The following is a 26638-nucleotide window of genomic DNA, read 5'->3' as shown; positions in this document are numbered from 1 at the left end:
TGATGATTCTCATCACTCTCGCAACGAGGTCATCATGCAGATCGATTTAACAGGTAAGAAGGCGCTGGTCACCGGCGCCAGCCGTGGATTGGGTCGAGCTATTGCACTGTCGCTGGCACGCGCCGGTGCCGATGTGGTTATTACGTATGAAAAATCCGCCGATAAAGCCCAGGCCGTCGCCAGTGAAATCAAAGCGCTTGGGCGGCACAGCGAGGCGGTTCAGGCCGACAGCGCCAGCGCCGAGGCCATTCAGGAAGCCGTAACTCACGCAGCGCGTACCCTCGGAGGCCTGGATATCCTGGTTAACAACGCCGGGATTGCACGCGGCGGCCCACTGGAAGCCCTGACGATTGTGGATATTGACGCGATGATTAACGTCAACATTCGTGGTGTGGTGCTTACCACTCAGGAAGCGCTGGTACATATGTCTGACGGCGGGCGCATTATCAACATCGGCAGTTGCCTCGCTAACCGCGTGGCGATGCCCGGTATCGCCGTTTACGCTATGACCAAATCTGCCCTCAACTCCTTCACCCGGGGGCTTGCCCGCGATCTGGGGCCGCGCGGTATTACCGTTAATCTTGTGCATCCCGGCCCAACCAATAGCGATATGAACCCGGAAGATGGCGAACAGGCAGAAGCTCAGCGCCAGATGATTGCCATAGGGCATTATGGCCAACCGGAAGATATCGCCGCTGCCGTCACCTTCCTCGCAAGCCCAGCCGCCGGGCAGATCTCCGGGACGGGCCTGGATGTCGATGGCGGTTTGAACGCCTGATCGCACTTTTCATGCACACCTCTGTCGCCCGGCAGAGGTGTTTTCGAGCCACCCCGACGGTTCACCTTTTGCCTCTTTCTCTCCGTACTCCACCGTCCTACAGTCCCCCATAAGAAATTCGGAATTTATCTAATAGTCTTATTATTTCCTTATATTTTGTGTGGGCGTACAGTGGAGGTACGGATGAAGATTGTCTGGTCCAATAGTGCAAAGAAGGCATTTTCGAGAATTGACGAGCGATATCAACGCCGGATTGAGGTAAAGCTTAGCGAGCTGGATGACCGCTCGGCTCCCCGGCCCGATATCAAAAAAATATCGGCGACAGAAAATCATTTTCGGCTACGCGTTGGCGATTACCGCGTTCTGATTACACTTCGGGACGATCCCGATAACGATTGTTATGTTTTAGCCGTCAAACGCAGAACATCAACGACATACCTTCACGAGGAGAAAACTCCCTATGGCTGTTCAGCTAATTAAGGACGATAACGGAAAAACGCAGTACGTGGTCATACCCTATGATGAATACTTTCGCATGTGCTTACAGATGGCAGAGATAGACGACGAAACTGATGAGGATCTTGAGGATATCGAAGTCGAACACGATGAGTATGATAATGTCGAACTGCCCGGAGAAGTGTGCAGCATCATGACCTGGCAGGACGTCAGCCTGCAGGCCGCCTGGCGCATTCTGCGCGGCATGTCCCAGCAGGAGGTGGCTGATAAACTTGGCATCAGCCAGTCTGCGGTGTCACAACTTGAAGCACTGGACTCCCGCCCGCAAAAGCGCACCCGCGAAAAACTCGCGGCAATCTACGGCTGTAAGCAGGAACAGATAAGCCTCTATTTACCGAAAGAGAGTTAACAACACTTCGCGCCACCCTTGCCGCCGTAACGGGCATCCTGGCGATCGCGGAAAAATTCTTCGTAGGTCATCGGCGTCTGGTCGGGATGGTTGACGCGCATATGCTCGACGTAGTTATCGTAATCCGGCACACCAATCATCATTTTGGCGGCCTGGCCTAAGTATTTGCCTGCTTTGGAGAGGGTGTCGAACATAGTATGGGTCTCACAGGGAATGTAGGCCGGGTAAGCGCGAGCGCCACCCGGCACAAAAGTTAATGCGCCCCTTTCGCCTGGGTCACAATCTCTTCCAGGTTTTCAGGCATTGGCTCATACGGTGTCTCTTTCGCTGTTGGCTTGTCTTCTTTCAGCGCCGCCAGCGCGGTTTTGAGAGAATACAACGCCAGCACCACGACCACCACCATAAAGAAGATGGTCAGCCCGGCATCCAGACGGTTGTTAAACACCAGTTGCGACAGCTGTGATTCCGTATACTGCGCCGGGATCTTACCGCTGTCGATCATTGCCTGGAACTTGTTAGCTATCGCCAGGAAGCCCACTTTGTTATCCGGGCTGAAGGCTTTCTGCCAGCCAGCGGTCAGCGTACAGATCAGCAGCCACGCGGTTGGCAGCAATGCTACCCAGGCGTAACGCTGGCGTTTCATCTTGAACAGCACCACCGCACAGAGCATCAGCGCCATCCCGGCGAGCATCTGGTTGGCAATACCGAACAGCGGCCACAGGGTGTTAATCCCGCCCAGAGGATCCACCACGCCCTGATGCAGGAAGTAACCCCACGCCAGGACACACAGCGCCGTTGCCAGCAGGTTGGCCGGTAACGAATCAGTCCGCTTCAGGTTCGGTGAGATAACGCCCAGCAGATCCTGCAACATAAAGCGTGCCGCACGTGTACCCGCGTCTACCGCCGTCAGGATAAACAGGGCTTCAAACAGAATGGCGAAGTGATACCAGAACGACACATCCATCAGCCCGCCAAGCGCACCGTGCAGAATGTACGCCATCCCTACCGCCAGCGTAGGCGCACCACCCGCGCGTGAAATAATCGACTGCTCGCCCACCTCATTAGCAATACTGGTCAGGGTATCCGGCGTAATGGCAAAGCCCCAGCCGCTCACCACCTGCGCGGCAGATGCCACCACGTCTACGGTTCCGGCTGGTGCCAGTACCGCCATCGGGCTGTTCATCGCAAAGTACACACCGGGGTCGATAATGCAGGCAGACACCAGCGCCATGATCGCCACGAAGGATTCCATCAGCATCCCGCCATAACCAATCAGGCAGGCCTGATTTTCATTGGCGAGCATTTTCGGTGTGGTACCAGAGGCAATCAGCGCATGGAAGCCAGACACCGCACCACAGGCAATGGTAATAAACAGGAACGGGAACAGGTTGCCGGTCCAGACCGGGCCAGTACCGTCAATAAATTTAGTCAACGCAGGCATGGTCAGCGTTGGGCGCATAATCAGAATGCCGATAGCCAGCCCAACAATGGTGCCGATTTTCAGGAAGGTGGAGAGATAATCACGCGGGGCCAGCAGCAGCCACACAGGCAGAACCGCCGCTACAAAGCCGTAGCCCACCAGCATCCAGGTCAGCTGCACACCGGTAAAATCGAAGAACGGTGCCCAGGTCGGGCTTTCCGCCACCCAGCCGCCAGAGATAATGGCGAATACCAGGAACACCAGGCCAATCACCGAGACCTCGCCAATACGCCCCGGACGCAGATAGCGGATATAAATACCCATAAACAGCGCCAGCGGAATAGTAAAGGCGACGGTGTACGTCCCCCACGGGCTGTGGGTCAGCGCTTTCACCACGATCATTGCCAGCACCGCCAGAATGATCACCATAATCATAAAGGTCGCCACCAGCGCAATCACACCGGCGGTTGCGCCCATCTCCTCTTTCACCAGTTCACCCAGCGAACGCCCGTCGCGGCGGGTAGAGACGAACAGCACCATAAAGTCCTGCACCGCCCCTGCCAGCACCACGCCTGCCAGGATCCAGATCATCCCCGGCAGATACCCCATCTGGGCGGCCAGCACAGGCCCCACCAGCGGGCCTGCCCCGGCAATAGCGGCAAAGTGGTGGCCGAACAACACTTTCTTATCGGTGGGAACATAGTCCAGCCCGTCGTTATGACGAACAGCTGGCGTCATGCGCGTGGCATCAACCGCCAGCACATTTTTCGCGATAAAGCGGCCATAAAAACGATATGCGATCAGATAAATGCAGACGGAGGCGACAACTATCCAGAGCGCATTGATCTGTTCCCCCCGGTTGAGGGCGATATAGCCCAGGGCAAATGCTCCCACAACGGAGAGCACTGCCCATGTAAGGTATTTCCCTGAGTTGTTCATAGTGGTTATCCGTTGTTGTGAAACAGTGAGATGTTACATTTTGTTTCTAGAACAACGCCCAAAATTTAACAACTTTGAAACGCAATAATGTGTGGTCAAACCAGACATTTACATCACATTGTTAAGCCGATCACTTTCGCGCTGTCAGCGGTCACACTTTTGCCTTTTTCCTCCTGCCTCCGCCTTACGGGATGATTTGCATCATCTTTTCAGGTCATAGCCTCGCCAGAATGAACCTGCGCATTCCGCGCATACAAGGAAAAGGATATGAACAGTTCAATACCTCAGGATCACAAGGTTGGGCCCGGCGCGTACTTTGCGCTGGCTTTCGCTGCCGTTTTCTTCTCCGGCCTGTTAGGCGGAAAGGAGTGGTACGGCGTTTTTGATTTCACCACCCTCAACGGGGCGTTTGGCAAGGTGGTCAGCAAGGCCAGCCTGGACGATGGCACCCTGACGACCGCCAGTAGCGCCTTTCGCGGCACCGGCGGCAGCGGCGCGATGGACGGATTTCTGTTCGCGCTGGGGTTAATTCCGGCAGTGATGTTTGCCCTGGGGATGATCAACGTGCTGGAACATTACGGCGCGCTGCGTGCCGCACGCAAGCTCTTAACGCCCCTGCTGCGACCTTTACTGGGTATCCCCGGCACTACCGGGCTGGCGCTGATTGGCAGCCTGCAAAGTACAGACGTGGGCGCATCCCTGACCCGCAACCTGTCCGATGAAGGACAAATAAGCGAAAAAGAAAAAGACGTTTTTGCCATGTTCCAGTTCTCCGCCGGGGCAATGATTACCAACTTTTTCTCCTCCGGGGCAATCCTTTTTACGCTGATTGCCGTTGATGGTACGGCGGCGGTCCCGACCTCCATCGGTGCCTGCATCGCCGTGATGTTCATCATGAAGATTGTCGGCGCAAATCTGCTGCGCCTGATCCTGACGTTTACGGGCAAAGAAGCCCTGGTGAAACAACCGGCAAAAGGAGACGCCGTATGAGTGCCCCACAATCCAACCCCGTTATTACCGATGTATTTGTCGAAGGCGCACGTAAAGGCTGGAGCATCGCCACCAGCAGCACCCTGCCCAACGTGGTGATGGCCTTTATCATCATTAAGGCGCTTGAAATCACCGGCGCGCTAAAAGGACTGGGCATGGTCTTCGCTCCGCTGATGGGTCTTTTTGGTCTGCCGGGTGAAGCAGCAGCTGTGCTGATTGGCGGCTGGATGTCGATGGGCGGTGGGATCGGCGTGGCCATTGGCTTGTTTGATAAAGGCATTATCAGCGGGGAGCATCTGGCAATCCTCGCCCCCGCTATCTACCTGATGGGATCGCAGGTGCAGTATCTCGGCCGCATTCTGGGGGTCATCGGCACCCGCGCCAAACGTATTCCGCTGATGATTGCCATTTCGGTCATCAACGCTTTTTTAGCCATGCTGCTGATGCGCATTATTCTCTGAACAGGACATCATCATGAATCTGGATCATTACATTGAAGAACTGAAAACACTGGTAAACGTAGACTGCGGCACCCAGACCCTTACAGGCGTGGCGACGGTTGCAGGTATTATCGAAGCACTCTGGCAGCAGGAAGGCTGGCACACCGAACAGGTGGATTTAGGCGACCAGGTTGGACCGGGTGTATTCGTGACCAATAAACCCCTGGCGGCGCAGTTCGACGTACTGCTGGTCGGCCATCTTGATACCGTGTTTGCGCCCGGCACCGTCGCCGAGCGCCCGATGAGCGAGGACGATTCCCGCCTGTACGGCCCCGGCGTGTCGGATATGAAGAGCGGGCTTCTGAATATTTTGTGGGCAATGCGCGGGCTTGATGCCGCTGACCACGATCGCCTGTCCATCGCCGTGGCGATGAACCCGGATGAAGAGACCGGTTCGGTGCATTCTCACCAGTGGATTGGCGAGCTGGCAAAACGTTCTCGCTGCGTGCTGGTATGCGAAGCCGCACGCGCCGACGGATCGCTGGTCAAAGCACGCAAGGGAATGGCGGGCTATCACCTCACCTTTAGCGGCGTGGCGGCACACGCGGGTAACGACCCGGAAAAAGGCCGCTCAGCGATTACGGCGCTGGCAAACAGCGTTATCGCCATCAACGCGTTGACCGACTGGGATCGTGGAACCACGCTCAACGTCGGGGTGATCCACGGCGGCAGCGCAGCGAACGTGGTTGCGGATACAGCCGTCGCTGAACTCGATGTTCGCTTCTGGGAAAACGATGAGTATGACCGTGTGAATCAGGCGCTTAACGCATTATGTGAAAAAGGCTTTTTAGATGGGGTGACGACCACCCTGACACAGGTCAATCACAAGCCGGCGATGGCAACCAGCGAAGCGACGCAGGCACTGATGCAACAAGTGGAAGCAGCAGGAAAAGCGGAAGGCATTGCCATCACCTGGCAGGCGGTCGGTGGCGGCAGCGATGCCAATCACACCGCTGCACTGGGTATTCCAACGCTCGACGGCTTAGGGCCGGTTGGCACAGGGTTCCACAGCCCGGCGGAGTGGCTGGATAAGGCATCGATTGCACCAAGAATTCGGCTGATGAAGCGGATCGTGTCGATGATGTAACACGTGCCCGGTGGCGCTTTCGCTTACCGGGCAACAACGCTAACCCAGCACCATGGTACTCAACCGACAGGTACAGCAGCGCCGTCCCTGCTCATCGAACACCACAATCTCCCAGCTCTGGCTGGAACGCCCCAGATGCAGCGGCTGGCACATGCCGCGCACCTTACCCTGAGACACCGCGCGATGATGCGTGGCATTCAGTTCTGTGCCTACCACGTTCTGTCCGTCGCGGGTCATCAGAAAACCGGCCATTGAGCCAAGCGTTTCGGCCAGTGCGGCAGACGCCCCGCCGTGCAGCAACCCGAACGGCTGATGCGTGCGCACATCCACCGGCATTTCGGCCTCCAGCGTGTCGTCACCGATTTTGGTATAGACAATGCCCAGATGCGCCACCATGGTGTTCTGGCTGGTCGCGTTCAGCGCGTCGAGAGATAAATGACGTTTCCAGATCATTACGCCCCCAGCGTGGAGCCGCCGTCCACCACAATATCCTGCAAGGTGATATGGCTGGCGTAGTCGGATGCCAGGAACAGAATGGTGTTGGCAATCTCCTGCGGACGGGCGATTTTACCCAGCGGGATACCAAGCTTAAACTGCTCGCCAAAACCGCGAATACGCTGCTGTTCTGCATCGTCACTTTTCCACAGCGTGCGCTGCATATCGGTATCGGTTGAACCCGGCGACACCAGATTACAGCGCACGCCGCTCCCCGCCAACTCCAGCCCGACGGTGAGTGCCAGGCTTTTCAGCGCCGCTTTGGACGCGCCATAGGCGCTCATGCCGATACGCGGTGTGTGCGCCGCGTCAGACGCGACGGTAACCATCACCCCACCCTGCTGACGGCGGAACTGGCCCATTGTCTGCTGAAACAGGTTAAACGCCCCACCAACGTTCACCGCGAAGGTCTGCTGCCAGTCCTCCTGCGAGAGCTGGTCCGTTGCGCCCATACGCAGGATCCCGGCGGCATTGACCAGCACGTCGAGGCGATCAACAGAGGCGAGCACTCGCCCGCACACCTCACTCACCTGCGCGGAGTCCGCCACGTTCAGGGTTTCAGTAGCAAAGGGATAATCCCCCAGCGGAAACGCCACATCGAACCCGATCACCTGCGCACCTGCGCCGGTAAATGCCAGGGCCGTTGCGTAACCAATGCCCTTACCTGCCCCCGTCACCCAGACGGTTTTGCCGGTAAAATCGAATCCAACCATTACTTCACCTCGCGGGAGAGCAGCGCCCACCAGGCATCGAAGGTTGGGTTTTTCGCCAGCATCACAAAGTCGATATCGCCATGCACTTTGCGCCAGCGTGCGGCCAGCGCCATCATGCGCACCGAATCCAGACCGTAGTCGATCAGGTTTTCGTCATCCATCGGCTCATCGGACTCATCCAGCAGCGGCAGGATCAGCTCACGCAGCGCGGCTTTGGTTGCCGGAACGGATGGCAGCAGTTCGTCGGTCATCACCACGCGGCCGGAACGCCCTGCCACGTAGTTCAGCGACATCAGGTGTTCTTCACGGGTGAAATCGGCCAGCGCGTCGGCAATAAAGAACGGTTTGATATCACGCATAAATGCATCGGTGGCGGTGGTCATGCAGCCGATATGCGCGTAAACCCCGGTGATCAGCAACTGATTACGGCCGGTTTCTTTCAGCATCAATTCCAGCGGCGAGCGGTGGAATGCGCTGTAACGCCATTTCACCAGCACGGTGTCGGCTTCATCTGGCGTCAGTTCAGCCACAATACGCTGCTGCTCCGGCGAACGGGTCAGACCCGGCCCCCACATGTCGTTCAGCAGGGCACGATCTTCATCGCTCTGCTCTTTCGGCTGGGCGGTGTAGTAAACCGGAATGTTGTGTTCTTTGCAGTAAGCGCGAATTTTGGCGATGTTCGCCACCACCTGCGCCATCATCGGGCTGTTTTCGCCCCAGAAGTTCAGAAAATACTCCTGCATGTCGTGGATTAACAGCGCAGCACGCTCTGGCTCAAACGCCCAGTTCACTTTGTTGTTCGGCAGGTCTGCGGCAGTGGGCAGTGCGTAAGCGGTTAATTTTGGAATGGCCATGTTCTTGTTCCTCAGCCCTGGGCGCGTTCAGCAAGCCACAGGCGCAACTGTTTCTTATCGACTTTGCCGACGGGCGTTAACGGAAGCGCATCAACGCTCTCCACACGGTCCGGCAGTTTGAATTCGGCAACGCCCTGTTCGCGCAAGAAGCGACGCACTTCGACCGCGCGCAGCGGCTGTTTCACCACCAGACAGGCGCAGCTTTTCTCACCCATCAGGTCGTCTTCCACGCTCACCAGTGCCGCGTGGATCACCGACGCGTGGCGCAGCAGCAGGTTTTCGATCTCTTCTGCGGCGATCTTCTCGCCACCACGGTTGATCTGATCTTTCTCGCGCCCCTGCACGGTGATGTAACCCTGTTCATCAATGGCGATCAGATCGCCGGAGCAGTAAAAACCGTTGGCATCAAAGGCGCTGGCGTTGTGCGCCGGGCTGTTGAAATAGCCACGGAAGGTATATGGCCCACGCGTCATCAGCCGCCCCACTTCGCCTCGAGGCAGTGGGTTGCCGTGCTCATCGGCTACCCACACTTCGTCATCCTGGCACATCGGGCGGCCCTGAGTGTTCATGATCCGTTCCGGGGAATCGTCGAGTGCGGTGTAGTTCACCAGCCCTTCCGCCATACCAAATACCTGCTGGAGCTGGCAGCCAATCTCTGCCGGAATTCGCGCGGCAAGTGTTGCAGAGAGTCGTGCGCCCCCCACCTGTAACAGCTTCAGCGACCGCAGCTGTGCGTTGCCCGCGCCTTCAACAATTGCCTGTAACCACAGGCTGACCGCAGGCGGCACCATCGAGGTCACGTTAATCTGGTGTTTTTCAATCAACGGGAAACAGAGCGTGGCGCCTGGATCGTTCGCCAGCACCACGCAGCCGCCTGCCGTAAAGATGCCAAGCGATCCCGGCGAGCTCATGGCATAGTTATGCGCCGCAGGCAGCGCGTTCAGATAACGGGTGTCTGCGGTAATGCCGCAAATCTCGTTACTGCGACGAATGCTGTAGTCGTAATCGTTGTGGGTACGCGGGATCAGTTTCGGCGTGCCGGTGCTCCCGCCAGAAAGCTGGAAGAACGCCACTTCGTCGGCAGGGGTCGGGTTCGGGATGAAATTATCCGCCGGACGTGCAATCGCCGCCTCCAGCGCGTGCTCGCCGTTATCGCCACGCAGCAACACCACGCGCACCGAGCGGTGCTCATTCACAAATGCCGTGAGGAATTCATCGCCGGCAAACAGCGCGTGGTCACGATCGGCAATCAGCAATGCCGGTTTGATCTGCATCGCGTAGGCATTCAGCTCGCTGCGCTGATGGCTAAAGAGCGCGTTAACGGGCGCAACACCCGCCTGCAACAGCGCAAAGAAGGTGATGTAAAACTCAGCCACATTCCCCAGTTGCACCAGCGCGGTATCGCCGCGTTTCAGCCCCCGGGACTGTAACGCGCTGGCAAGGTTATCCACCGCCTCATTCAACTGGCGGTAGGTATAACGGCGCTCACCGTCGATGATGGCCACCGCGTCATTACTGGCGTGGCGGGTCAGAATGCGGGTCAGAGGCAGATCCTGCCAGTAGCCTTTTTCACGATAGCGGCGGGCGAACTCGTCCGGCCAACGGGTAAAGGGGACAGTCATAATTGTTCCTTAGTGCAAACCAAAAACGTTCAGCATGGTGGAGAGCTTCACTCCGGTTTCACGCCATTCGCCCACCGGTGATGAGGCAGGAACAATGCCCGCCCCGGCAAACAGGCGAACGGTCTTGTCGTGAATGCGTGCGCAGCGGATGGTCACCACCCACTCGCCGTTACCTTCGCAGTCACACCAGCCCACGATGCCGCCAAACAGTTGGCGGTCGAACGGCTCCAGCTCCGCGATCAGCTGTTTTGCCGCCTGATGCGGGAAACCACTTAATGCAGGCGTCGGGTGCAGCAAACACGCCAGCGTCAGTGCGTTTTCGTTTTCACGCGCTTCCCCTTCCACCGGCGTGGCCAGATGCCACAGCGTCGGGGTCGTGATGAGCTGCGGAGATGCCGGCATACTCAGATGGTGGCTGCGTGGCATCAGAATGGTTTTCATCGCCTGGGTCACCAGGTCGTGCTCGTGGCGGTCTTTTTCCGAGGCCAGCAGCTTGTTACCTGCTTCTCTGTCCAGCACATCATCTGGCTGACGACGCGCCGAACCTGCCAGCGGCAGCGAGCTAAAGTGCGCGCCGTCTTTGCGCAGCAGCAGTTCAGGGCTCGCGCCCAGCAACACGCCGCCATCTTCCAGCGGGACGTGGAAGTTAAAGCTGGCCGGGTTCTGCGCAATGAGCCGTTCCAGCAACGCGCCGCTGTCAATTTTCTCTTCGGTTGAGATATCAATCAGTCGAGACAGCACCACCTTGTTCACCTGTGGCGTGGCGGTCAGCGCAGCCGCGCGCGCAACCATCTGTTCAAAGACCGGCTGCTGTGGAATTTCAGTGCGGGTGTTTACTGTCAGGGCCTGAGCGTCAGAGAAATAACGGGAAGACTGCTGACGCGCCGGGCGAGAGAAGGCCTGCCAGCTTTGCGGAATAAACAGGGACGACGGTTCGCGCGTATCAAACGGGATAGCCCCCACCATGATCGGGTGAGCAATTCCGCTGGTTTTCGCTTTCTGGAAAGCCTGGGCGACTTTTTGCTGGAAGGCACCTGCCGGATCATCACCGCCGACGGCGGATTCAGATATGCGGGTAAAACAGCCTGACGTGGTAAAACTGCGATAAGGCGACATAAAGAAAAAGCTGTCTGATTGCAGCGTGGTCGCGGTGTGCTGGATGTCCTCAGCCAATGACGTATCCATATCATCCTCCTTAAAATGATAAAAGCAGTAATAATGATTATCATTTATATTTCGATGGCTAACCTAATCGTACAACGCCCCGGTGTCAACCGCGGAGCAAACAACTTGTGCGACTATCGCTTGCATCCCTTCGCTGCAATCATGAAAATGAGAAGCATTAACCTCAATAAAAACAGGATGTGACGTTGTGAAACTCCCTGCCGTTTACCGTAATGCCCTTCTTTTAACAGGACTTTTTGTTTTAGGACTTACCTCAGCCACCGCCGCCGACTGGCCACGCCAGGTGACCGACAGCCACGGCATTCACACGCTTGAAAGCAAACCCACCCGCATTGTTTCAACCAGCGTGACCCTGACCGGCTCTCTGCTGGCGATTGATGCGCCGGTCATCGCCAGCGGTGCGACCACGCCAAATAATCGGGTGGCGGATGTCCAGGGTTTTTTGCGTCAGTGGGGGGATATCGCGAAACAGCGTAAGCTCACGCGTTTGTATATTGGCGAGCCAAGCGCCGAAGCCGTTGCCGCTCAGATGCCGGACCTGATCCTGATTAGCGCCACGGGCGGTGATTCTGCCCTCGCCCTCTATGAACAGCTTTCTGCCATCGCGCCAACGCTTGTCATCAACTACGACGACAAAAGCTGGCAGGAACTGCTGACACAACTCGGCACCATTACCGGGCAGGAAAAACAGGCTGCGGCCCGCATTGCGGAATTTGATAAACAGCTCGCCCTGGTGAAACAGCAGATGAAGCTGCCGCCGCAGCCGGTGAATGCCATTGTCTATACCGCCGCCGCGCACAGCGCAAACCTGTGGACGGCTGAATCGGCGCAGGGCAAGTTGCTGCATCAACTGGGCTTTGCCCTTGCACAATTGCCTGCCGGATTGCAGACCTCAAAAAGTCAGGGCAAGCGCCACGACATCATTCAGTTAGGCGGTGAAAATCTGGCAACCGGGCTGAACGGCGAAGGCCTGTTCCTGTTTGCCGGTGACCAGAAAGATGTGGATGCGATTTATGCCAATCCACTTCTGGCACACCTGCCAGCGGTGCAGAATAAACGCGTCTGGGCATTAGGCACGGAGACGTTCCGTCTGGATTATTACAGCGCGATGTTAGTCTTGCAGCGTTTGAATTCAATTTTCAAATAAGAGGCACGTTCCCCGTAGGCCCGGTAAGCGCAGCGCCACCGGGCGTTTTGTCGGGTGGCGGCTACGCCTTACCCGACCTACAGGATCCTTCCCCCTCCTGCCTGAACCGGCGCAATTCTGCTAATCCCATTAACAGGATCCCGCCAACAACAGCCAACACAAAACCGCTGCTGCTCGCCGATGCCATTGGGGTCAACATTGCGCCAAGCCCGCCGAGGATCGCCGCGCCAATGGCATCACCCGTGACGTTCTGCGCCGTCCACAGGCCGTTAATCCGCCCCAGCATCCCTTCCGGGGTCTGCGTCTGGATAAGGGTGTACTGCAACAGCGAGCTGACAGCACTCAACCAGCCAAAGATAACCAGACACATCACGCCCAGCGCCCACACCGGCATCAGGCTGAAGAAGCCAATTGCGATAAACGAAGCCAGTGTTGCCACCAGCATAATCAGCCCCGGGCGCGCGCTCTGCGCCAGGTTACCACTGGTCAGTGCGCCAAACGCCGCACCCAGCGGGATAGCCGCATACAGCACGCCAATCTCGGAGGCACTCATCTGCCACTCGCCTGCCAGCGCCGGGTAGAGCACGCGCACGGCGCTCGCCATCGTCAGCAAACCGCCCAGCAGGGCGATGCCGCCAATCAGCGGATTGCTGAACAGAAAACGGATCGCTGCCATCAGTGATTTCAGCGGGTGCTCACGCTGCTGTGGTGGAGGCGGCAGAACCGGTAAACGCAGCAACGTTAAGGTGGTGATAAACGTCCCTGCCGCCGCCAGGCCGTAGTTCCACGCCACGTTGCCCGTTGCCAGCAGCAGGCCCCCCACCATCGGCGAAATCACCGAGCCCAGACGCACGGTCAACATGGTGATCGCCCCCGCCTGCATCAGGTTTTCACGCCCGACCAGCGCAGGCGTTGCCGCCAGCAGAGCCGTCACCCCGATGGAGGCAAAAAAGCCGTCCCACAGCCCCAGCGCGTAAATCGCAATCAGCGACGGCTCCGGCAGCATGGCATTCAGACACAACCCGATAAACCCCACCCCACAGGTACCGCGCGCCAGCAGGATCAGCTTTTTACGCTCGTAACGGTCTGCCAGCACTCCGCCGACCATCAGGCCAATAAACATCGCCCCGCCGGTTAAGGTGACGGAAAGCCCCACCAGCCAGCTGGAGTGCGTCATCGCCTGGATTTGTACCGGCACGGCCACGCCGAGCAGGCCGAGGGATAAAATAGAGATAAAACGGGCGATAAAGACGGCGCGAAACGCCGGATGTGTTTTGAGCAGGCTGAGGTTGAGCAGCCAGGATTTTTGGGTCATTACAAGGCCTTGTCTGGTTTCTTTTATACCAATTCCATGGCGGCACATGCTAACATAGCCAAATAAGATAGATAACGATAATTACTATCATTATCAAATCATGGGCGTTGCTATGTCGTTTTCCTCTTCCGCGGTGCGCGCCATTGCCGTGCCCGTTTTATTGCTGCTGTTGATCCTTGCGATTGCACTCAGTTTGCTGGTTGGCGCGAAATCGCTGCCGGCTTCCGTTATTGTCGATGCGCTCTCTGGCACCTGTCAGAGTGCCGACTGCACCATCGTGCTGGATGCTCGCCTGCCCCGAACTCTTGCCGGATTGCTGGCCGGTGGTGCGCTGGGTCTTGCCGGGGCACTGATGCAAACGCTCACCCGTAATCCACTGGCCGACCCGGGCATTCTGGGCGTTAACTCCGGCGCGAGTTTTGCCATCGTGCTTGGCGCAGCGCTGTTTGGTTTAACGTCGCCCTCTGAACAACTGGTGATGGCTTTTTGCGGCGCACTGGCGGCATCACTGGTGGTGGCGTTTACCGGCAGCCAGGGTGGAGGGCAGCTCAGCCCGGTACGGTTGACGCTGGCGGGCGTTGCCCTTGCGGCGGTGCTGGAAGGGTTAACCAGCGGCATCGCCCTGCTGAACCCGGACGTTTACGATCAGCTGCGTTTCTGGCAGGCCGGTTCGCTGGATATCCGCACGCTTGAGACCCTGAAGGCCGTCATCATCCCGGTGACGCTTGCCGCTGCCGTGGCGCTGTTGTTGAGCCGCTCGCTCAACAGCCTGAGTCTTGGCAGCGACACCGCCACCGCTCTCGGCAACCGGGTAGCACGCACGCAATTAATTGGACTTCTCGCGATCACCGTACTGTGCGGCAGCGCAACGGCAGTGGTTGGCCCGATTGCCTTTATCGGCCTGATGATGCCGCATATGGCACGCTGGCTGGTGGGCGCCGATCACCGCTGGTCGCTACCCGTCACGCTGCTTGCCCCCCCTGCCCTGCTGTTATTTGCCGATGTTGTGGGTCGCCTTTTGGTTCCCGGCGAACTGCGCGTGTCGGTGGTGAGCGCGTTTATTGGCGCGCCGGTGCTGATTTTCCTGGTACGGCGTAAACGTGGAGGTGGCGCATGATGGCCCCGTCCCGTCGTTTACTCACCAGCGTGTTCCTGCTGACTCTCGCCAGCGTGTTGCTGGCGATCTGGAGCCTGCGCAGCGGCGCAGTGACGCTCGATTTTACCCAGGTCTTTAACGCCCTGACCGGCAGCTCACCGCGCAATATCACCATGGTGGTCACCGAATGGCGGCTGCCGCGCGTCGCGATGGCCATTCTGGTGGGGGCGGCGCTGGGCGTCAGCGGGGCCATTTTCCAGTCACTGATGCGCAACCCGCTCGGCAGCCCGGACGTGATGGGCCTCAATACCGGTGCCTGGAGTGGCGTACTGGTGGCGATGGTGCTGTTTGGTCAACACCTGACGGCTATTACCTTTACCGCGATGGCCGGGGGCATTTTGACGTCGTTGGTTATCTGGGCGCTGGCCTGGCGTAACGGCATCGACACTTTCCGTTTGATCATCATCGGGATTGGCGTGCGCGCCATGCTGATGGCCTTCAACACCTGGCTGTTATTGCAGGCCTCTCTGGAAACGGCGCTTTCCGCAGGGCTGTGGTATGCCGGCTCGCTGAACGGCCTGACATGGGCCAAAACCTGGCCTGCCGCACCGCTGATCCTGCTGATGTTTATCGGCGCGCTGCTACTGGTTCGCCGGATGCGTTTACTGGAGATGGGTGACGACAGCGCGTGCGCGCTGGGGGTCAGCGTCGAGCGTTCACGTCTGATGCTGATGCTGGTGGCCGTGCTGCTGACCGCTGCCGCCACCGCCATCGCCGGGCCAATTTCATTTATTGCGCTGGTTGCGCCACATATTGCCCGGCGTCTTTCCGGCACCGCACGCTGGGGGTTAACCCAGGCCGCACTGTGCGGTTCGCTGCTGTTGCTGGCCGCCGATCTGTGCGCTCAGCAGCTGTTTATGCCTTATCAACTTCCGGTGGGCGTGGTGACCGTCAGTCTGGGCGGTATTTACCTCATCATCTTGTTAGTTCAGGAGTCACGCAAGAAATGACAGAGACAGCAACCCGCTTGCGCGGCGACAACTTAACCCTCGGCTACGGTAAAAAAATCATTGCTAAAGATTTGACCGTGGCGATCCCGGATGGCCATTTTACGGCGATTATCGGGCCGAACGGCTGCGGTAAATCGACCCTGCTACGAACGCTGAGCCGCCTGATGACACCGGTTCACGGCAGCGTGTACCTTGATGGTGAGCAGATCCAGCGCTTTGCCAGTAAAGAGGTGGCCAGGCGCATCGGGCTGCTGGCGCAAAATGCCACCACGCCGGGGGATATCACGGTGCAGGAGCTGGTGGCGCGCGGGCGTTATCCCCATCAGCCGCTGTTCACCCGCTGGCGCAAAGAGGATGACGACGCGGTGAACCGCGCCATGCAGGCGACGGGCATTACTGAACTCGCTCAGCAAAGTGTGGATACCCTTTCCGGCGGGCAGCGCCAGCGCGCGTGGATAGCCATGGTGCTGGCCCAGGAAACGTCGATTATGCTGCTGGATGAGCCAACGACCTGGCTTGATATCAGCCACCAGATTGATCTTCTGGAGTTGTTAAGCGAGCTGAATCGCACGCAGGGTTATACCCTAGCGGCGGTGCTGCACGATTTAAATCAGGCCTGCCGTTACGCCACGCACCTGATTGCGCTGCGGGATGGCGAGATTGTGGCGCAGGGCGCGCCGAAAGAGATTGTGACGCCGGAACTTATCGAGCGGATCTACGGAATGCGCTGCATGATTATTGCGGATCCGGTGGCGGGTACGCCGCTGGTGGTGCCGTTGGGTCGGCGGTAATCGCCGGGTGGCGGCTACGCCTTACCCGGCCTACATTGTGCTCCCAACGGGCATTCGCACTATCCCAGTATATCCTTCAACACCGGCCCAATCTTCTCAAACGCCTGCGGTGAAATGATATCCACGTGGGCGCAATCCTGGCTGTAAACCTCAAGCTCACCCACCCACGGCGCCCATGCCTGATGCGGGTCCTGGGTTCGCGTGCGCTCGGCGACAAACAGCGTCGCTTTGCCGTCAAAGCGTGAACTGTGCGCCGTGGTCAGCAAGCGCACTGCATCGGCGTAGTTGCCTTCAATGGCGGTAAACAGTTCACTGGAACCCTGCCCCTGCTGCGCGGCAATAAACGCCTGACGCTCGCGCTCAATTTCCGCCAGCACTGCCGGGTCAAGACCGTTGGCCTCTTTTTCCGCCCAGTTTTGCGTTTCCGGTGGCCAGGTGTCCAGCAGGCCGAGGAAGTCGACCGTTTCACCCTGCTCACGCAGACGCGCGGCAACCCCCTGCGCCAGCGTGCCGCCCAGCGAATAGCCCAGCAAATAGTACGGCCCGTGCGGCTGCTGCGCGCGCAGTGTCGCCAGATGATGTCCAATCACGCCATCCAGATCGGCGCACTGCTGCATCGGCCCGTCCGGACGCGGGGACTGAATGCCTGTTATCGACCAGCGCGGGCTGAGGTAGCGCGCCAGCACGCTAAACTGCCAGGCAAATCCGGATGCCGGATGGAAACAGAACAGCGTCGGGCCGTGGCTTTCACGCAGCGGCAACAGGGTTTCATACCCCAGACGCTGTGCCTGTTCATCGCTCATCTGCGACTCAAGCAAACCGCTAAGCTTGCTGACCGTCGAGGCCACCATAATCTGCCCCGGCGTCACCTTGCGCCCGAACGCGCGGCTAAGCTGTGCCGCCAGGCGCATCGCCAGCAGCGAGTGCCCGCCAAGCGCAAAGAAGTCGGCTTCAGTATCATTCACCTCGCAGCCCAGCAAGGTGGAAAACGCCTGCGCCACGGCCACTTCGGTTTTGCTTTCCGGCGTACGGCCAGAGGTTTTGCTGGTCAGCTCCGGTAGCGGCAGCGCCTTGCGGTCAAGCTTACCGTTGGCCGAAAGCGGCAGGGAACTGATTTGCAACAACACCACCGGCACCATATGCGGCGGCAGCTGTGCTTTCAGCGCGACCAGCAGCGCCTCCCTGTCCAGCGGTAAACCGGATTCCGAAACGATGTACCCCACCAGCTGACGGGCATCACCACCGGTTGCCGCCGCCTGGTTAAACACACAGGCGTGCGCCACGGCCTGCGCTACGTCCGGCAGCGAGAGCATCGCCCGGTCGATTTCACCCAGTTCGATACGCTGACCACGAATTTTCAGCTGATCGTCGCTGCGGCCTAAATATTCCACCGCGCCGTTATCCAGCCAGCGGGCAACATCCCCGGTGCGATACATACGCTCGCCCGGCGCAAACGGGTCGGCAATAAAGCGGCTCGCCGTCAGATCCGGACGCCCCAGATAGCCCTGCGCCAGCTGGATCCCGGTAAGATACAGATCGCCCGCCACGCCAAACGGCACCGGGCGCATCATCGCATCCAGAATGCGCAGCCCCGTGTTCCACACCGGGAAACCAATCGGCACGCTGTTGCCGTCAACCGCCGCCAGCTCAGGACCAAACGCCGGATACCAGCTCACGTCCACTGCCGCTTCCGTTGGGCCATACAGGTTATGTAGCGGCGCATGGGTAAGCTGTTCCCACTCGCGGCACAGTTCGGCTGGCAGCGCTTCCCCGCTACAGAACACCTGTTTCAGCGTTTTGCAGCAGTCGGCATTTTCCGGCGTCAGCGAGGCCACAAATGCCGCCAGCATCGACGGCACAAAGTGAGTCGTGGTGACGCCGTAATGGGCGAAGAAACTCTGCATAGCCTGCGGATCGCGATGCGCCTCTGGCTCGGCCATCACCAGCTTCGCGCCAGCGATAAACGGCCACCAGAATTCCCACACCGACACGTCAAAGCTGCACGGCGTTTTTTGTGCCACCACATCACGCGCGTCCAGCGGATAGTGATCCTGCATCCACATCAGGCGGTTGACGATGGCGGTATGCCCGACCATCACCCCTTTCGGGCGGCCAGTGGAGCCGGAGGTAAAGATGATATACGCGGTCTGTTCCGGCTTCGCCAGGTTGAGCGGTTCGTGGCCCGCAACAGGTAATAGTGTGTTGTAACTAAAGGACGTTATTGGCAGATCGCTAAAGCGCGGAAGCTGCTCGTCGGTGGTGATAAGCAAAGACGGTTTCGCATCTTCCAGCATCATCCGCAGGCGGTCATCCGGGTAGCCGGTGTCCAGCGGCAACCAGGCGGCACCTGCTTCCACAATGCCGTGCAGCGCCAGAGTCAGGAACACCGAGCGCGGCAAGGCCACCGCCACGCTGTCGCCCGGCTTCACGCCGCGTTCACGCAGCAGGTTTGCCAGCGCCACCACCTGCTCGCGCATCTGGCGGTAGTTCAGCTCGATATGGGCATCCGCCAGGGCGGGCGCATCCGGCGTTTTGCTCGCCTGTTCGGCCACCAACCGGGCAAGCGTGGCAGAAGGTAAGGCCAGCCCGGTGTCATTGATGCGTGCAAGCTGCTGATATTCGGCTTCAGAGACGGTTTCCACTTCACCACAGCGCAGGTCCGGGTTGGCGGCAAACTGGGTCAGCATCGCGTTCAGGCGCACCACGTGGCGTGTGAGCGTTGCCTCGTCGTAGCGCTGTTTATTGGCAAGGATCTCAATGCTCAGCCCGCCCTGTTCATCCGGGAACAGCGCCAGCTCCAGATCGTTCACCGGCCCCGTTGCCAGCGTGTGAGTTGCGGACTCAACGTTGTCGATATCCAGCTGATAATCAAATACTTTGACGTTGAGCACCGGGCCAAACAGGGCGTCATCCCCCGCCGCACGCCCGCTGTCGCGGACAATCTGTTCGGCGTCATAACGCTGATGGCGGCGCATCTTTTTCAGCTGATTTGCAAGGCGCTGCGCCAGCTCCGGCAGGCTTTCCTGCGGGGCGATATTGACCGCCATCGGCAAGACGTTAAGTACCGGGCCAGTTGCGGTGAGCGCCGCCGAACCCATGCGGCGCATAAAGATAAACCCGGCGGCGTAGTCCAGCCGCCCGGTCAAGCGCCCAAGCCACAGCGCCACCAGCGCGAGCGCCAGATCGGTACGCTGCACCTGCCCTGCTGCCTGTGCCAGCTGGCTAAAGGCGCGGCTATCGGCAACCACTTTTAACCGCAGAATGTCGGTAGTGGCTGCACGCCCCGGCAACGGCGCGGAAGAAAGCGACACCGGAGAAGGGAGCTGCTTACGCTGCTCTGCCCAGAATGCGCCATCGCGCTGATACGCCTCGCTGTCGCGATAGCGCTGGTACTCATCCACCACCTCAGCAAACGGTGTAAAGGGTGATACTGGCGGGGTTTCGCCCTTTCTCAATGACGTATAAATGGCAGCGATCTGGCGGGTAATGGCCGGGAAACTGAAGCCATCCACCACTAAATGATGATAACGCTGATACCAGTACCAGTGACGTTCACCGACCTGAATCAGCTGATGAAACGCCAGCGGCTGACCGCTGTCCACGCGCAGGTTCTGGTTAAGATCGGCCTCCATCAGCGCCACGGCTGCGGCGTGAGAACCGGCCTTTACGATCGACGGCTCAGGCAGCGACATGGCATCGTCTACCCACTGCCACACCTCGCCGTTATCTTCTGTAAAGCGCGTGCGTAATGTGTCGGCCTGCATCATGCCTGCGACTATCGCTTTTGCCAGCAATGGCGCATCAATATCGCCTTTCAGCTCGGTGTAATGCGCCACACTCCAGGCGTTCGGCAACGTGGAAAGTTGCTCTGCCATCCAGATCCCCGGCTGTGCAGCGACTAGGGGAAGATGTTTGCTCATGGGCGCTCTCCCGCAAAATGGGAAGGCGTAAGCGTATGCCAGTGTTCTGCCAGCCACTGCTGGCACGCTTCCTGGGATTGCGGTTCGCACACCACACGCCAGCCGGCAGGCAGTGCGCACTGTTGCGGCCACAGGCTGAATTCCGCCTGGTCGTTACACAAAATGGCGAACTGTCCCTGCGGATTATCGAAAGGATTACTGAATTCCATACAGACTCCGTTATTGAATAAGCGGCTGCCAGAGCGTCATCAGCCCCTGTGTCAGCCCACCGCGCCAGCAAAGCGCATCATGTCCGCCGTCAACCTGACGCCAGTAAACCTGCTGCTGTGTGTGTTGTAGCTCGGCGTAAATCGCCTGATTTGCGCGGAAGATAAGCGGTTCGTTACGCCCCGCCTCAAGGACAATGCGCAGCCCGCGTGCGGTTTTTTCACCCGCTTTAAGTTGTTCGATAAGCAGCCCGTCCTGCTGCGCACCACGGTGCGGCCACCAGTAGGAGCCAGACTGGCTGAGCACGCAGCCAAAACGCTGCGGCCAGTTAAGACCAGCATAAAGAGAAGAGAGCCCGCCAAAGCTTTGCCCTGCCACGACCGTGCAGTCGGCGCGATCGCTGAATGGCGTGGTGGTTTTTACCAGCGGGAGAAGTTCTTCCTGCACCGCCAGCCAGAAATCGGGGTTACAGGGCAGCTCAACGCTGCGGTGAGCGGTGTCGATAACATCGATCAGGAGATAGACCGCAGGCGGCAATTTGCGCTCAGCCGTCAGTGACGCCAGTGCTGGCCATACGGGCAGGCTTTCGGCCCAGAACTGCCCGTCGAGCAACACCGCCAGCGGGCTGTCCGGGCTGGCATCACCAGTGGTAAAAATCCACACGCGGCGACGGTTGCGCAGCCGCTCGCTGTTCCATTCGATGCAGACCGGCTGCCGGTAAGAGGTATCGGGGCGGTCCCAGCCAGGCTGAACCGGTGCTTCAGGCATTTCCAGCGCCGATACCGGATGTCCGCGCCCACCTCGCCAGCTCTGCGGATTCAGCGGATCGCACACCGCGTTGGGCAGCAGCTTGCGCCAGCCTTCACGCAGCGCCATGCGGTCGGGCTGCTCACCGTGAAATACCGCATCGGCAAAATCATGTTCGTTCTCAGAAGGGATAAAACAGTAGCTGCCGCGCCACTGCGGGCTGAACTCGCCCTGCCATTGCCAGACGTCGGTTCCGGGAAGGCGTTCGAGAGATTGCGGGCGGGCATTCTGATGGTGATCGGTAACGCCGGTGATATAGAGCCAGACGCGCTTCACCGCCGAAGATGCCTGTGTTCCTGCTGGGTCACGCCACCAGAATGTGACGCGATACCTCCCCTTGTCACGCACCCATTCAGGGCCGTTTTTTGACTGCCACCAGGCATCACTTCCCGTTGTTAACGCCGTCACGCTTTTAACCTCATGTTTATCGTGTCTTTTTTTGTTACAAGACAAAATTTATTGATAATATTATTGATAACTATTTGCATTTGCAATAGCGTAGTGCCCGCGCTGTGGGAAGCGCGCTCATAAAATAAACATGCCACGCATTGTGTGCGCTCGAGGACAGGGCTGCTTACGCAAATGCGGGTGACAACATGCCGCCTCCTCTCCCTTTCGGGAACGGAGCCAGGGGATGCGGCGCGAAAAGCAGGACGTACAATGAATAAGAAGATTCACTCCCTGGCCTTGCTGGTCAACTTAGGGATTTACGGCGTCGCGCTGCCAGCCCTGGCAGACGACAAAACCACCACCGCGCAGCACGAAGACACGATGGTGATCACCGCCGCTGAGCAAAACCTGCAAGCGCCTGGCGTATCGACCATTACGGCCGATCAAATCCGTAAAAATCCTCCCGCCCGCGACGTTGCTGAAATCATCCGTACTATGCCTGGCGTTAACCTGACCGGTAACTCCACCAGCGGCCAGCGCGGTAACAACCGTCAGATTGATATCCGTGGTATGGGCCCTGAGAACACCCTGATCCTGATCGATGGTAAGCCGGTTACCAGCCGTAACTCCATCCGTCTGGGCTGGCGTGGCGAGCGTGATACCCGTGGCGATACCGGCTGGGTTCCACCGGAAATGATCGAGCGTATCGACGTTATCCGTGGCCCGGCGGCAGCGCGTTACGGTAACGGTGCGGCAGGTGGTGTGGTAAACATCATCACCAAGAATTTCGACAACCAGTGGCATGGTTCCTGGAACACCTACCTGAATGCGCCAGAACATAAGGACGAAGGTTCGACCAAGCGTACCAACTTCAGCCTGAGCGGCCCGCTGGGCGGCGATTTCAGCTTCCGTATGTACGGTAACCTGGATAAAACCCAGGCCGATGCGCGGGATATCAACCAGGGTCATGAATCTGAACGTACCGGTGCTTATGCCGACACGCTGCCAGCAGGCCGTGAAGGGGTAGAAAACAAAGACATCAACGGCGTGGTGCGTTGGGACTTTGCGCCAATGCAGTCCCTGGAGTTTGAAGCGGGCTACAGCCGCCAGAACAACCTCTACGCGGGCGACACGCAGAACACCAACAACGACAACAGCTCCAACGGCCTGGTGAAGAAAAACTACGGTAAAGAGACTAACCGTATTTACCGCCAGAACTTTGCCGTGAGCTGGAACGGCGGCTGGGATAATGGCATCACCACCAGCAACTGGGCGCAGTATGAGCACACCCGTAACTCCCGTCTGGGCGAAGGGCTGGCAGGCGGTCTGGAAGGCTTGTTCAACAGCAATAAGTTCACCGACACCGACCTGTCTGACGTGATGCTGCACAGTGAAATCAACCTGCCGATTGATTTCCTGGTCAACCAGAACCTGACCCTGGGTACTGAGTGGAACCAGCAGCGGATGAAAGATTCCACCTCTAACACCCAGACTCAGCAAGGCGGTACGATCCCGGGCATGAGCAACGATCGTAGCCCATATTCATCGGCTGAGATCTTCTCCCTGTTCGCGGAAAACAACATGGAGCTGACCGACAGCACCATGCTGACCCCGGCACTGCGTTTCGATCATCACACCATTGTGGGCAACAACTGGAGCCCGTCCCTGAACCTGTCGCAAGGCCTGGGCGATGATTTCACCCTGAAGATGGGTATTGCGCGTGCTTATAAAGCGCCAAGCCTGTACCAGACGAACCCGAACTACCTGTTGTACAGCAAAGGCCAGGGTTGCTATGCAAGCTCTGACGGCGTGGGCTGTTACATGATGGGTAACGACGACCTGAAAGCTGAAACCAGCATCAACAAAGAGATTGGTCTGGAGTGGAAACACAACGGCTGGCAGGCGGGTGTGACCTGGTTCCGCAACGACTACCGCGACAAGATTGAAGCGGGTTATGCGCCAATTGGCCATACCTCTTCCGGTAAAGTTCAGACCGATATCTACCAGTGGGAAAACGTTCCGAAAGCCGTGGTAGAAGGTCTGGAAGGCTCACTGAACGTACCGGTAAGCGATACGATCAACTGGACCAACAACATTACCTATATGCTGCAAAGCAAGAACAAGGAGACGGGCGATCGTCTGTCGATCATCCCAGAGTACACGCTGAACTCTACCCTGAGCTGGCAGGTACAAGAGGATGTGTCGCTGCAATCGACCTTCACCTGGTACGGCAAGCAGCAGCCGAAGAAATACAACTACAAAGGTCAGCCTGTTACCGGCTCTGAGAAAGATGAAGTCAGCCCGTACAGCATTGTTGGCCTGAGTGCGACCTGGGATGTGACCAAAAACGTCAGCCTGACTGGCGGCGTGGATAACGTCTTTGACAAGCGTCAGTGGCGTGCGGGTAATGCCCAGACCACGGGTAACACCACGACGGGTGCATATATGTACGGTGCGGGTGCGTACACGTATAATGAACCTGGCCGTACCTGGTATATGAGTGTGAATACGCACTTCTAAGCAAGGTAAAAGTAAAACGGCAACCTCGGTTGCCGTTTTTTGTGTTTGCTCCCTCTCCCTGTGGGAGAGGGTCGGGGTGAGGGCATCAGGCCGCACAAACTCAAAAGGAATAACATGAAATCCACTCACACCACATTCCTTCTCGCCAGCCACACCGTCCATCACGTCACCTTCGATCCCACCACCTTCACTGATGCCGATCTGCTCTGGCTCCCCCACCACACCCAACTGACCGATGCCGGACGCAAGCGCAAAGCCGAGCATCTGGCAGGCCGCATCGCCGCCGCCCATGCCTTACCTGACCACGCCGTTCCCGGCATCGGCCCCAGCGGCGAACCGCTCTGGCCGGAAGGCGTTTCAGGTAGCATCACCCACAGCGGCACGCAGGCGATGGCGGTCGCCACCCGGAATCAACATGCTCTTATCGGCATCGATTGCGAAGCCATCCTCGCCGAAAGTGAAGCTCACGAAATCAAAGACGGGGTGATTGATACAGAGGAAGAGGCCGTGCTTTCCCGCTCAGGTTATCCTTTTGCCCTTGCCCTGACGCTTGCCTTCAGCGCCAAAGAGAGCCTGTTTAAAGCCCTCTTTCCTCAGGTACAGGAATACATGGAATTTGACTGCGCACGCGTGACCCAACTGGATAATAAGACTCTCGTTCTGGCGCTGGCAAAAGACGCAGGGCCGTTTAGCAAAGGTAAGCCGCTCACCCTCGCCTGGACGATGATTAACGCCCATATTTGCACGCTGTTGGTTGAGTAAAACTCAACTTCCTCGCCCTGCCCTCCGCCCGATCATGAAGATAACTCATGTTGTATTGAAATTAAGTCGCTTTTCCTCATCCAGAGGCTCTGTCATAAATTAAGCCATGTTAACTAATTCATAACATGAAAACGGCAACTGAGTAACTCAACCCCCTCAGGAATAGCCAGAAAAGCGAACCGTTTTCATCTCAGAGCCCAGGATGCAAAGTACGATGAATAATAATTTTACATTTGCGATTAAACGCAGTGCTTTCGATGAAAATTATAACCCCTCAGAAAACACGCGTATTACGACCAACTTCGCTAATCTGGCCAGAGGAAAAAATCGTCAGGAGAATTTGCGCAACACGTTAGCGATGATTAACAATCGTTTTAATACGCTGGCGCACTGGGATAATCCTAAAGGCGATCGCTACTCGGTTGAACTGGATATTATCTCTGTTGAAATGAATATCGGCAGTGAAGGTAACAGCACGGTTTTCCCGGCGATTGAAATTTTGAAAACCAGCATTGTTGATAAAAAAACCAATGAACGTATTGAGGGTATTGTCGGGAATAACTTCTCCTCTTACGTCCGTGATTATGACTTTAGCGTATTACTGTCCGAACATAATAAAAACCAGGCACAGTTCAGCATTCCTGAAAATTTTGGCGAGTTGCACGGGAATATCTTCAGGCATTTCGTTAACTCCAGTGAATACAAGGCTAACTTCAAAAAGTCACCGGTTATCTGCCTGAGCGTCTCAAGTAAAGACACCTATCATCAGACCGGCGTGCAGCATGCTGTTCTCGGCCTGGAGTACCAGCCAGACGGCACCTCTTTGACTGAACAATACTTCAATAAAATGGGGTTACAGGTTCGCTATTTCATGCCAAAAAATAGCGCGGCACCTCTGGCGTTCTTCTTTGCGGGTGATTTGCTGAGTGATTATTCGAACCTTGAGCTTATCAGCACCATCAGCACGATGGAGACATTCCAGAAGATTTACCGGCCTGAAATTTACAATGCCAACTCTGCGGCAGGCCAATGCTACCAGCCTGACCTGAATCACCAGGATCATTCATTAACCAAAATTGTTTATGACCGGGAAGAGCGGAGTCAGCTGGCTATTGAACAGGGAAAATATACAGAAGAGAACTTTATCAAACCTTACAAGACAATTCTTGAGCAATGGTCTGCTAATTACTCTCTTTGATTAACGAAATATAAAAGGTCATCCATT

General features: G+C 57.6%; 24 protein-coding genes. 13 read left to right on the top strand and 11 right to left on the bottom strand.

The window, feature by feature from the left end; translation table 11 throughout:
* The first annotated feature begins 34 nt into the window (after positions 1-34).
* The 3 genes from HV107_RS16480 (at position 35) to HV107_RS16470 (ending at position 1643) form a co-directional block, all read left to right on the top strand.
* Positions 35-778 carry an SDR family NAD(P)-dependent oxidoreductase gene (locus tag HV107_RS16480; RefSeq protein ID WP_182059982.1) on the top strand — a complete coding sequence of 248 codons (744 nt, stop codon included), beginning with the start codon at positions 35-37 and terminating at the stop codon, positions 776-778.
* 183 nt (positions 779-961) lie between these two features.
* Positions 962-1258, top strand: coding sequence for a type II toxin-antitoxin system RelE/ParE family toxin (locus tag HV107_RS16475; RefSeq protein WP_182059981.1), 297 nt, complete (start codon positions 962-964; stop codon positions 1256-1258).
* A complete protein-coding gene (locus tag HV107_RS16470) occupies positions 1239-1643 on the top strand; it encodes a helix-turn-helix domain-containing protein (protein ID WP_182059980.1) in 405 nt (134 codons plus the stop codon). Before HV107_RS16475 ends, HV107_RS16470 begins: the two co-directional genes overlap by 20 nt.
* Here HV107_RS16470 and HV107_RS16465 read toward each other — a convergent pair.
* On the bottom strand, positions 1640-1837 hold the full coding sequence (locus tag HV107_RS16465; protein WP_006809671.1) for a YbdD/YjiX family protein: 198 nt from the start codon (positions 1835-1837) through the stop codon (positions 1640-1642). The genes HV107_RS16470 and HV107_RS16465 overlap by 4 nt on opposite strands.
* Positions 1838-1896: 59 nt before the next feature.
* Positions 1897-4002 carry a pyruvate/proton symporter CstA gene (gene cstA / locus HV107_RS16460; protein WP_182059979.1) on the bottom strand — a complete coding sequence of 702 codons (2106 nt, stop codon included), beginning with the start codon at positions 4000-4002 and terminating at the stop codon, positions 1897-1899.
* Positions 4003-4269: 267 nt separating this feature from the next.
* Here cstA and HV107_RS16455 point away from each other — a divergent pair, with 267 nt between their 5' ends.
* Genes HV107_RS16455 through HV107_RS16445 form a run of 3 tightly spaced genes read left to right on the top strand, consistent with a single transcriptional unit; the run spans position 4270 to position 6579 of the window.
* Entirely contained in the window at positions 4270-4992 is a 723-nt protein-coding gene (locus HV107_RS16455) for a nucleoside recognition domain-containing protein (RefSeq protein ID WP_182059978.1), read from the top strand.
* Positions 4989-5453, top strand: a complete 465-nt coding sequence (locus HV107_RS16450) for a YjiG family protein (protein ID WP_182059977.1) — start codon at positions 4989-4991, stop codon at positions 5451-5453. The genes HV107_RS16455 and HV107_RS16450 overlap by 4 nt, the downstream gene beginning before the upstream one ends.
* A 13-nt stretch (positions 5454-5466) precedes the next feature.
* Positions 5467-6579, top strand: coding sequence for a M20 family metallopeptidase (locus HV107_RS16445; RefSeq protein WP_182059976.1), 1113 nt, complete (start codon positions 5467-5469; stop codon positions 6577-6579).
* Positions 6580-6618: 39 nt separating this feature from the next.
* Here HV107_RS16445 and entH read toward each other — a convergent pair whose 3' ends face one another.
* From entH to entC, 5 genes are read right to left on the bottom strand one after another with little or no spacing between them, the layout of a single operon-like run.
* Positions 6619-7032, bottom strand: coding sequence for a proofreading thioesterase EntH (gene entH, locus HV107_RS16440; protein WP_182059975.1), 414 nt, complete (start codon positions 7030-7032; stop codon positions 6619-6621).
* Positions 7032-7787: a 2,3-dihydro-2,3-dihydroxybenzoate dehydrogenase EntA gene (entA, locus tag HV107_RS16435; RefSeq protein ID WP_182059974.1), complete on the bottom strand. Its 756-nt coding sequence runs from the start codon at positions 7785-7787 to the stop codon at positions 7032-7034. The genes entH and entA overlap by 1 nt, the downstream gene beginning before the upstream one ends.
* The gene (locus HV107_RS16430; protein ID WP_182059973.1) at positions 7787-8641 is read right to left on the bottom strand and encodes an isochorismatase; all 855 of its coding nucleotides are present in this window, start codon (positions 8639-8641) and stop codon (positions 7787-7789) included. Before HV107_RS16430 ends, entA begins: the two co-directional genes overlap by 1 nt.
* An 11-nt stretch (positions 8642-8652) precedes the next feature.
* Positions 8653-10263: a (2,3-dihydroxybenzoyl)adenylate synthase EntE gene (entE, locus tag HV107_RS16425; protein WP_182059972.1), complete on the bottom strand. Its 1611-nt coding sequence runs from the start codon at positions 10261-10263 to the stop codon at positions 8653-8655.
* A 9-nt stretch (positions 10264-10272) separates the two neighbouring features.
* Entirely contained in the window at positions 10273-11448 is a 1176-nt protein-coding gene (gene entC / locus HV107_RS16420; protein ID WP_182059971.1) for an isochorismate synthase EntC, read from the bottom strand.
* A 187-nt stretch (positions 11449-11635) separates the two neighbouring features.
* Here entC and fepB point away from each other — a divergent pair, with 187 nt between their 5' ends.
* Entirely contained in the window at positions 11636-12595 is a 960-nt protein-coding gene (gene fepB / locus HV107_RS16415) for a Fe2+-enterobactin ABC transporter substrate-binding protein (protein ID WP_182059970.1), read from the top strand.
* Between the two features lie 61 nt (positions 12596-12656).
* On the opposite strand, the gene entS is transcribed toward fepB, so the two are convergent.
* A complete protein-coding gene (gene entS / locus HV107_RS16410) occupies positions 12657-13910 on the bottom strand; it encodes an enterobactin transporter EntS (protein ID WP_182059969.1) in 1254 nt (417 codons plus the stop codon).
* A 112-nt stretch (positions 13911-14022) separates the two neighbouring features.
* On the opposite strand from entS, the gene fepD reads away from it, so the two are divergent.
* Genes fepD through fepC form a run of 3 tightly spaced genes read left to right on the top strand, consistent with a single transcriptional unit; the run spans position 14023 to position 16807 of the window.
* A complete protein-coding gene (gene fepD, locus HV107_RS16405; RefSeq protein WP_220458412.1) occupies positions 14023-15027 on the top strand; it encodes a Fe(3+)-siderophore ABC transporter permease in 1005 nt (334 codons plus the stop codon).
* On the top strand, positions 15027-16016 hold the full coding sequence (gene fepG / locus HV107_RS16400; RefSeq protein ID WP_182063531.1) for an iron-enterobactin ABC transporter permease: 990 nt from the start codon (positions 15027-15029) through the stop codon (positions 16014-16016). Before fepD ends, fepG begins: the two co-directional genes overlap by 1 nt.
* The gene (gene fepC / locus HV107_RS16395; RefSeq protein ID WP_182059967.1) at positions 16013-16807 is read left to right on the top strand and encodes an iron-enterobactin ABC transporter ATP-binding protein; all 795 of its coding nucleotides are present in this window, start codon (positions 16013-16015) and stop codon (positions 16805-16807) included. The genes fepG and fepC overlap by 4 nt, the downstream gene beginning before the upstream one ends.
* Positions 16808-16866: 59 nt before the next feature.
* On the opposite strand, the gene entF is transcribed toward fepC, so the two are convergent.
* The 3 genes from entF to fes are packed head-to-tail and all read right to left on the bottom strand — an operon-like array spanning position 16867 to position 22194.
* On the bottom strand, positions 16867-20727 hold the full coding sequence (gene entF, locus HV107_RS16390) for an enterobactin non-ribosomal peptide synthetase EntF (RefSeq protein ID WP_182059966.1): 3861 nt from the start codon (positions 20725-20727) through the stop codon (positions 16867-16869).
* On the bottom strand, positions 20724-20936 hold the full coding sequence (locus HV107_RS16385; protein WP_182059965.1) for an MbtH family NRPS accessory protein: 213 nt from the start codon (positions 20934-20936) through the stop codon (positions 20724-20726). The genes entF and HV107_RS16385 overlap by 4 nt, the downstream gene beginning before the upstream one ends.
* 10 nt (positions 20937-20946) lie before the next feature.
* Positions 20947-22194, bottom strand: a complete 1248-nt coding sequence (gene fes, locus HV107_RS16380; RefSeq protein ID WP_182059964.1) for an enterochelin esterase — start codon at positions 22192-22194, stop codon at positions 20947-20949.
* Positions 22195-22401: 207 nt separating this feature from the next.
* On the opposite strand from fes, the gene HV107_RS16375 reads away from it, so the two are divergent.
* From HV107_RS16375 to HV107_RS16365, 3 genes are all read left to right on the top strand, one after another.
* Positions 22402-24651 carry a TonB-dependent siderophore receptor gene (locus HV107_RS16375; RefSeq protein WP_182059963.1) on the top strand — a complete coding sequence of 750 codons (2250 nt, stop codon included), beginning with the start codon at positions 22402-22404 and terminating at the stop codon, positions 24649-24651.
* Between the two features lie 114 nt (positions 24652-24765).
* On the top strand, positions 24766-25413 hold the full coding sequence (entD, locus tag HV107_RS16370; RefSeq protein ID WP_182059962.1) for an enterobactin synthase subunit EntD: 648 nt from the start codon (positions 24766-24768) through the stop codon (positions 25411-25413).
* A gap of 214 nt (positions 25414-25627) precedes the next feature.
* Positions 25628-26611, top strand: coding sequence for a DUF1852 domain-containing protein (locus tag HV107_RS16365; RefSeq protein WP_182059961.1), 984 nt, complete (start codon positions 25628-25630; stop codon positions 26609-26611).
* Positions 26612-26638 lie beyond the last annotated feature (27 nt).

This window comes from Enterobacter sp. RHBSTW-00175 (assembly GCF_013927005.1).
In the GTDB taxonomy this organism is placed as follows: domain Bacteria; phylum Pseudomonadota; class Gammaproteobacteria; order Enterobacterales; family Enterobacteriaceae; genus Enterobacter.
This window is presented reverse-complemented; position numbering and strand designations above follow the sequence as displayed.

Bases quoted from the DNA above. Each gene is read 5' to 3' on its own strand.
- HV107_RS16480 (WP_182059982.1), top strand. From the start codon at position 35: ATGCAGATCGATTTAACAGGTAAGAAGGCGCTGGTCACCGGCGCCAGC.
- HV107_RS16475 (WP_182059981.1), top strand. From the start codon at position 962: ATGAAGATTGTCTGGTCCAATAGTGCAAAGAAGGCATTTTCGAGAATT.
- HV107_RS16470 (WP_182059980.1), top strand. From the start codon at position 1,239: ATGGCTGTTCAGCTAATTAAGGACGATAACGGAAAAACGCAGTACGTG.
- HV107_RS16465 (WP_006809671.1), bottom strand. From the start codon at position 1,837: ATGTTCGACACCCTCTCCAAAGCAGGCAAATACTTAGGCCAGGCCGCC.
- cstA (WP_182059979.1), bottom strand. From the start codon at position 4,002: ATGAACAACTCAGGGAAATACCTTACATGGGCAGTGCTCTCCGTTGTG.
- HV107_RS16455 (WP_182059978.1), top strand. From the start codon at position 4,270: ATGAACAGTTCAATACCTCAGGATCACAAGGTTGGGCCCGGCGCGTAC.
- HV107_RS16450 (WP_182059977.1), top strand. From the start codon at position 4,989: ATGAGTGCCCCACAATCCAACCCCGTTATTACCGATGTATTTGTCGAA.
- HV107_RS16445 (WP_182059976.1), top strand. From the start codon at position 5,467: ATGAATCTGGATCATTACATTGAAGAACTGAAAACACTGGTAAACGTA.
- entH (WP_182059975.1), bottom strand. From the start codon at position 7,032: ATGATCTGGAAACGTCATTTATCTCTCGACGCGCTGAACGCGACCAGC.
- entA (WP_182059974.1), bottom strand. From the start codon at position 7,787: ATGGTTGGATTCGATTTTACCGGCAAAACCGTCTGGGTGACGGGGGCA.
- HV107_RS16430 (WP_182059973.1), bottom strand. From the start codon at position 8,641: ATGGCCATTCCAAAATTAACCGCTTACGCACTGCCCACTGCCGCAGAC.
- entE (WP_182059972.1), bottom strand. From the start codon at position 10,263: ATGACTGTCCCCTTTACCCGTTGGCCGGACGAGTTCGCCCGCCGCTAT.
- entC (WP_182059971.1), bottom strand. From the start codon at position 11,448: ATGGATACGTCATTGGCTGAGGACATCCAGCACACCGCGACCACGCTG.
- entS (WP_182059969.1), bottom strand. From the start codon at position 13,910: ATGACCCAAAAATCCTGGCTGCTCAACCTCAGCCTGCTCAAAACACAT.
- fepD (WP_220458412.1), top strand. From the start codon at position 14,023: ATGTCGTTTTCCTCTTCCGCGGTGCGCGCCATTGCCGTGCCCGTTTTA.
- fepG (WP_182063531.1), top strand. From the start codon at position 15,027: ATGGCCCCGTCCCGTCGTTTACTCACCAGCGTGTTCCTGCTGACTCTC.
- fepC (WP_182059967.1), top strand. From the start codon at position 16,013: ATGACAGAGACAGCAACCCGCTTGCGCGGCGACAACTTAACCCTCGGC.
- entF (WP_182059966.1), bottom strand. From the start codon at position 20,727: ATGAGCAAACATCTTCCCCTAGTCGCTGCACAGCCGGGGATCTGGATG.
- HV107_RS16385 (WP_182059965.1), bottom strand. From the start codon at position 20,936: ATGGAATTCAGTAATCCTTTCGATAATCCGCAGGGACAGTTCGCCATT.
- HV107_RS16375 (WP_182059963.1), top strand. From the start codon at position 22,402: ATGAATAAGAAGATTCACTCCCTGGCCTTGCTGGTCAACTTAGGGATT.
- entD (WP_182059962.1), top strand. From the start codon at position 24,766: ATGAAATCCACTCACACCACATTCCTTCTCGCCAGCCACACCGTCCAT.
- HV107_RS16365 (WP_182059961.1), top strand. From the start codon at position 25,628: ATGAATAATAATTTTACATTTGCGATTAAACGCAGTGCTTTCGATGAA.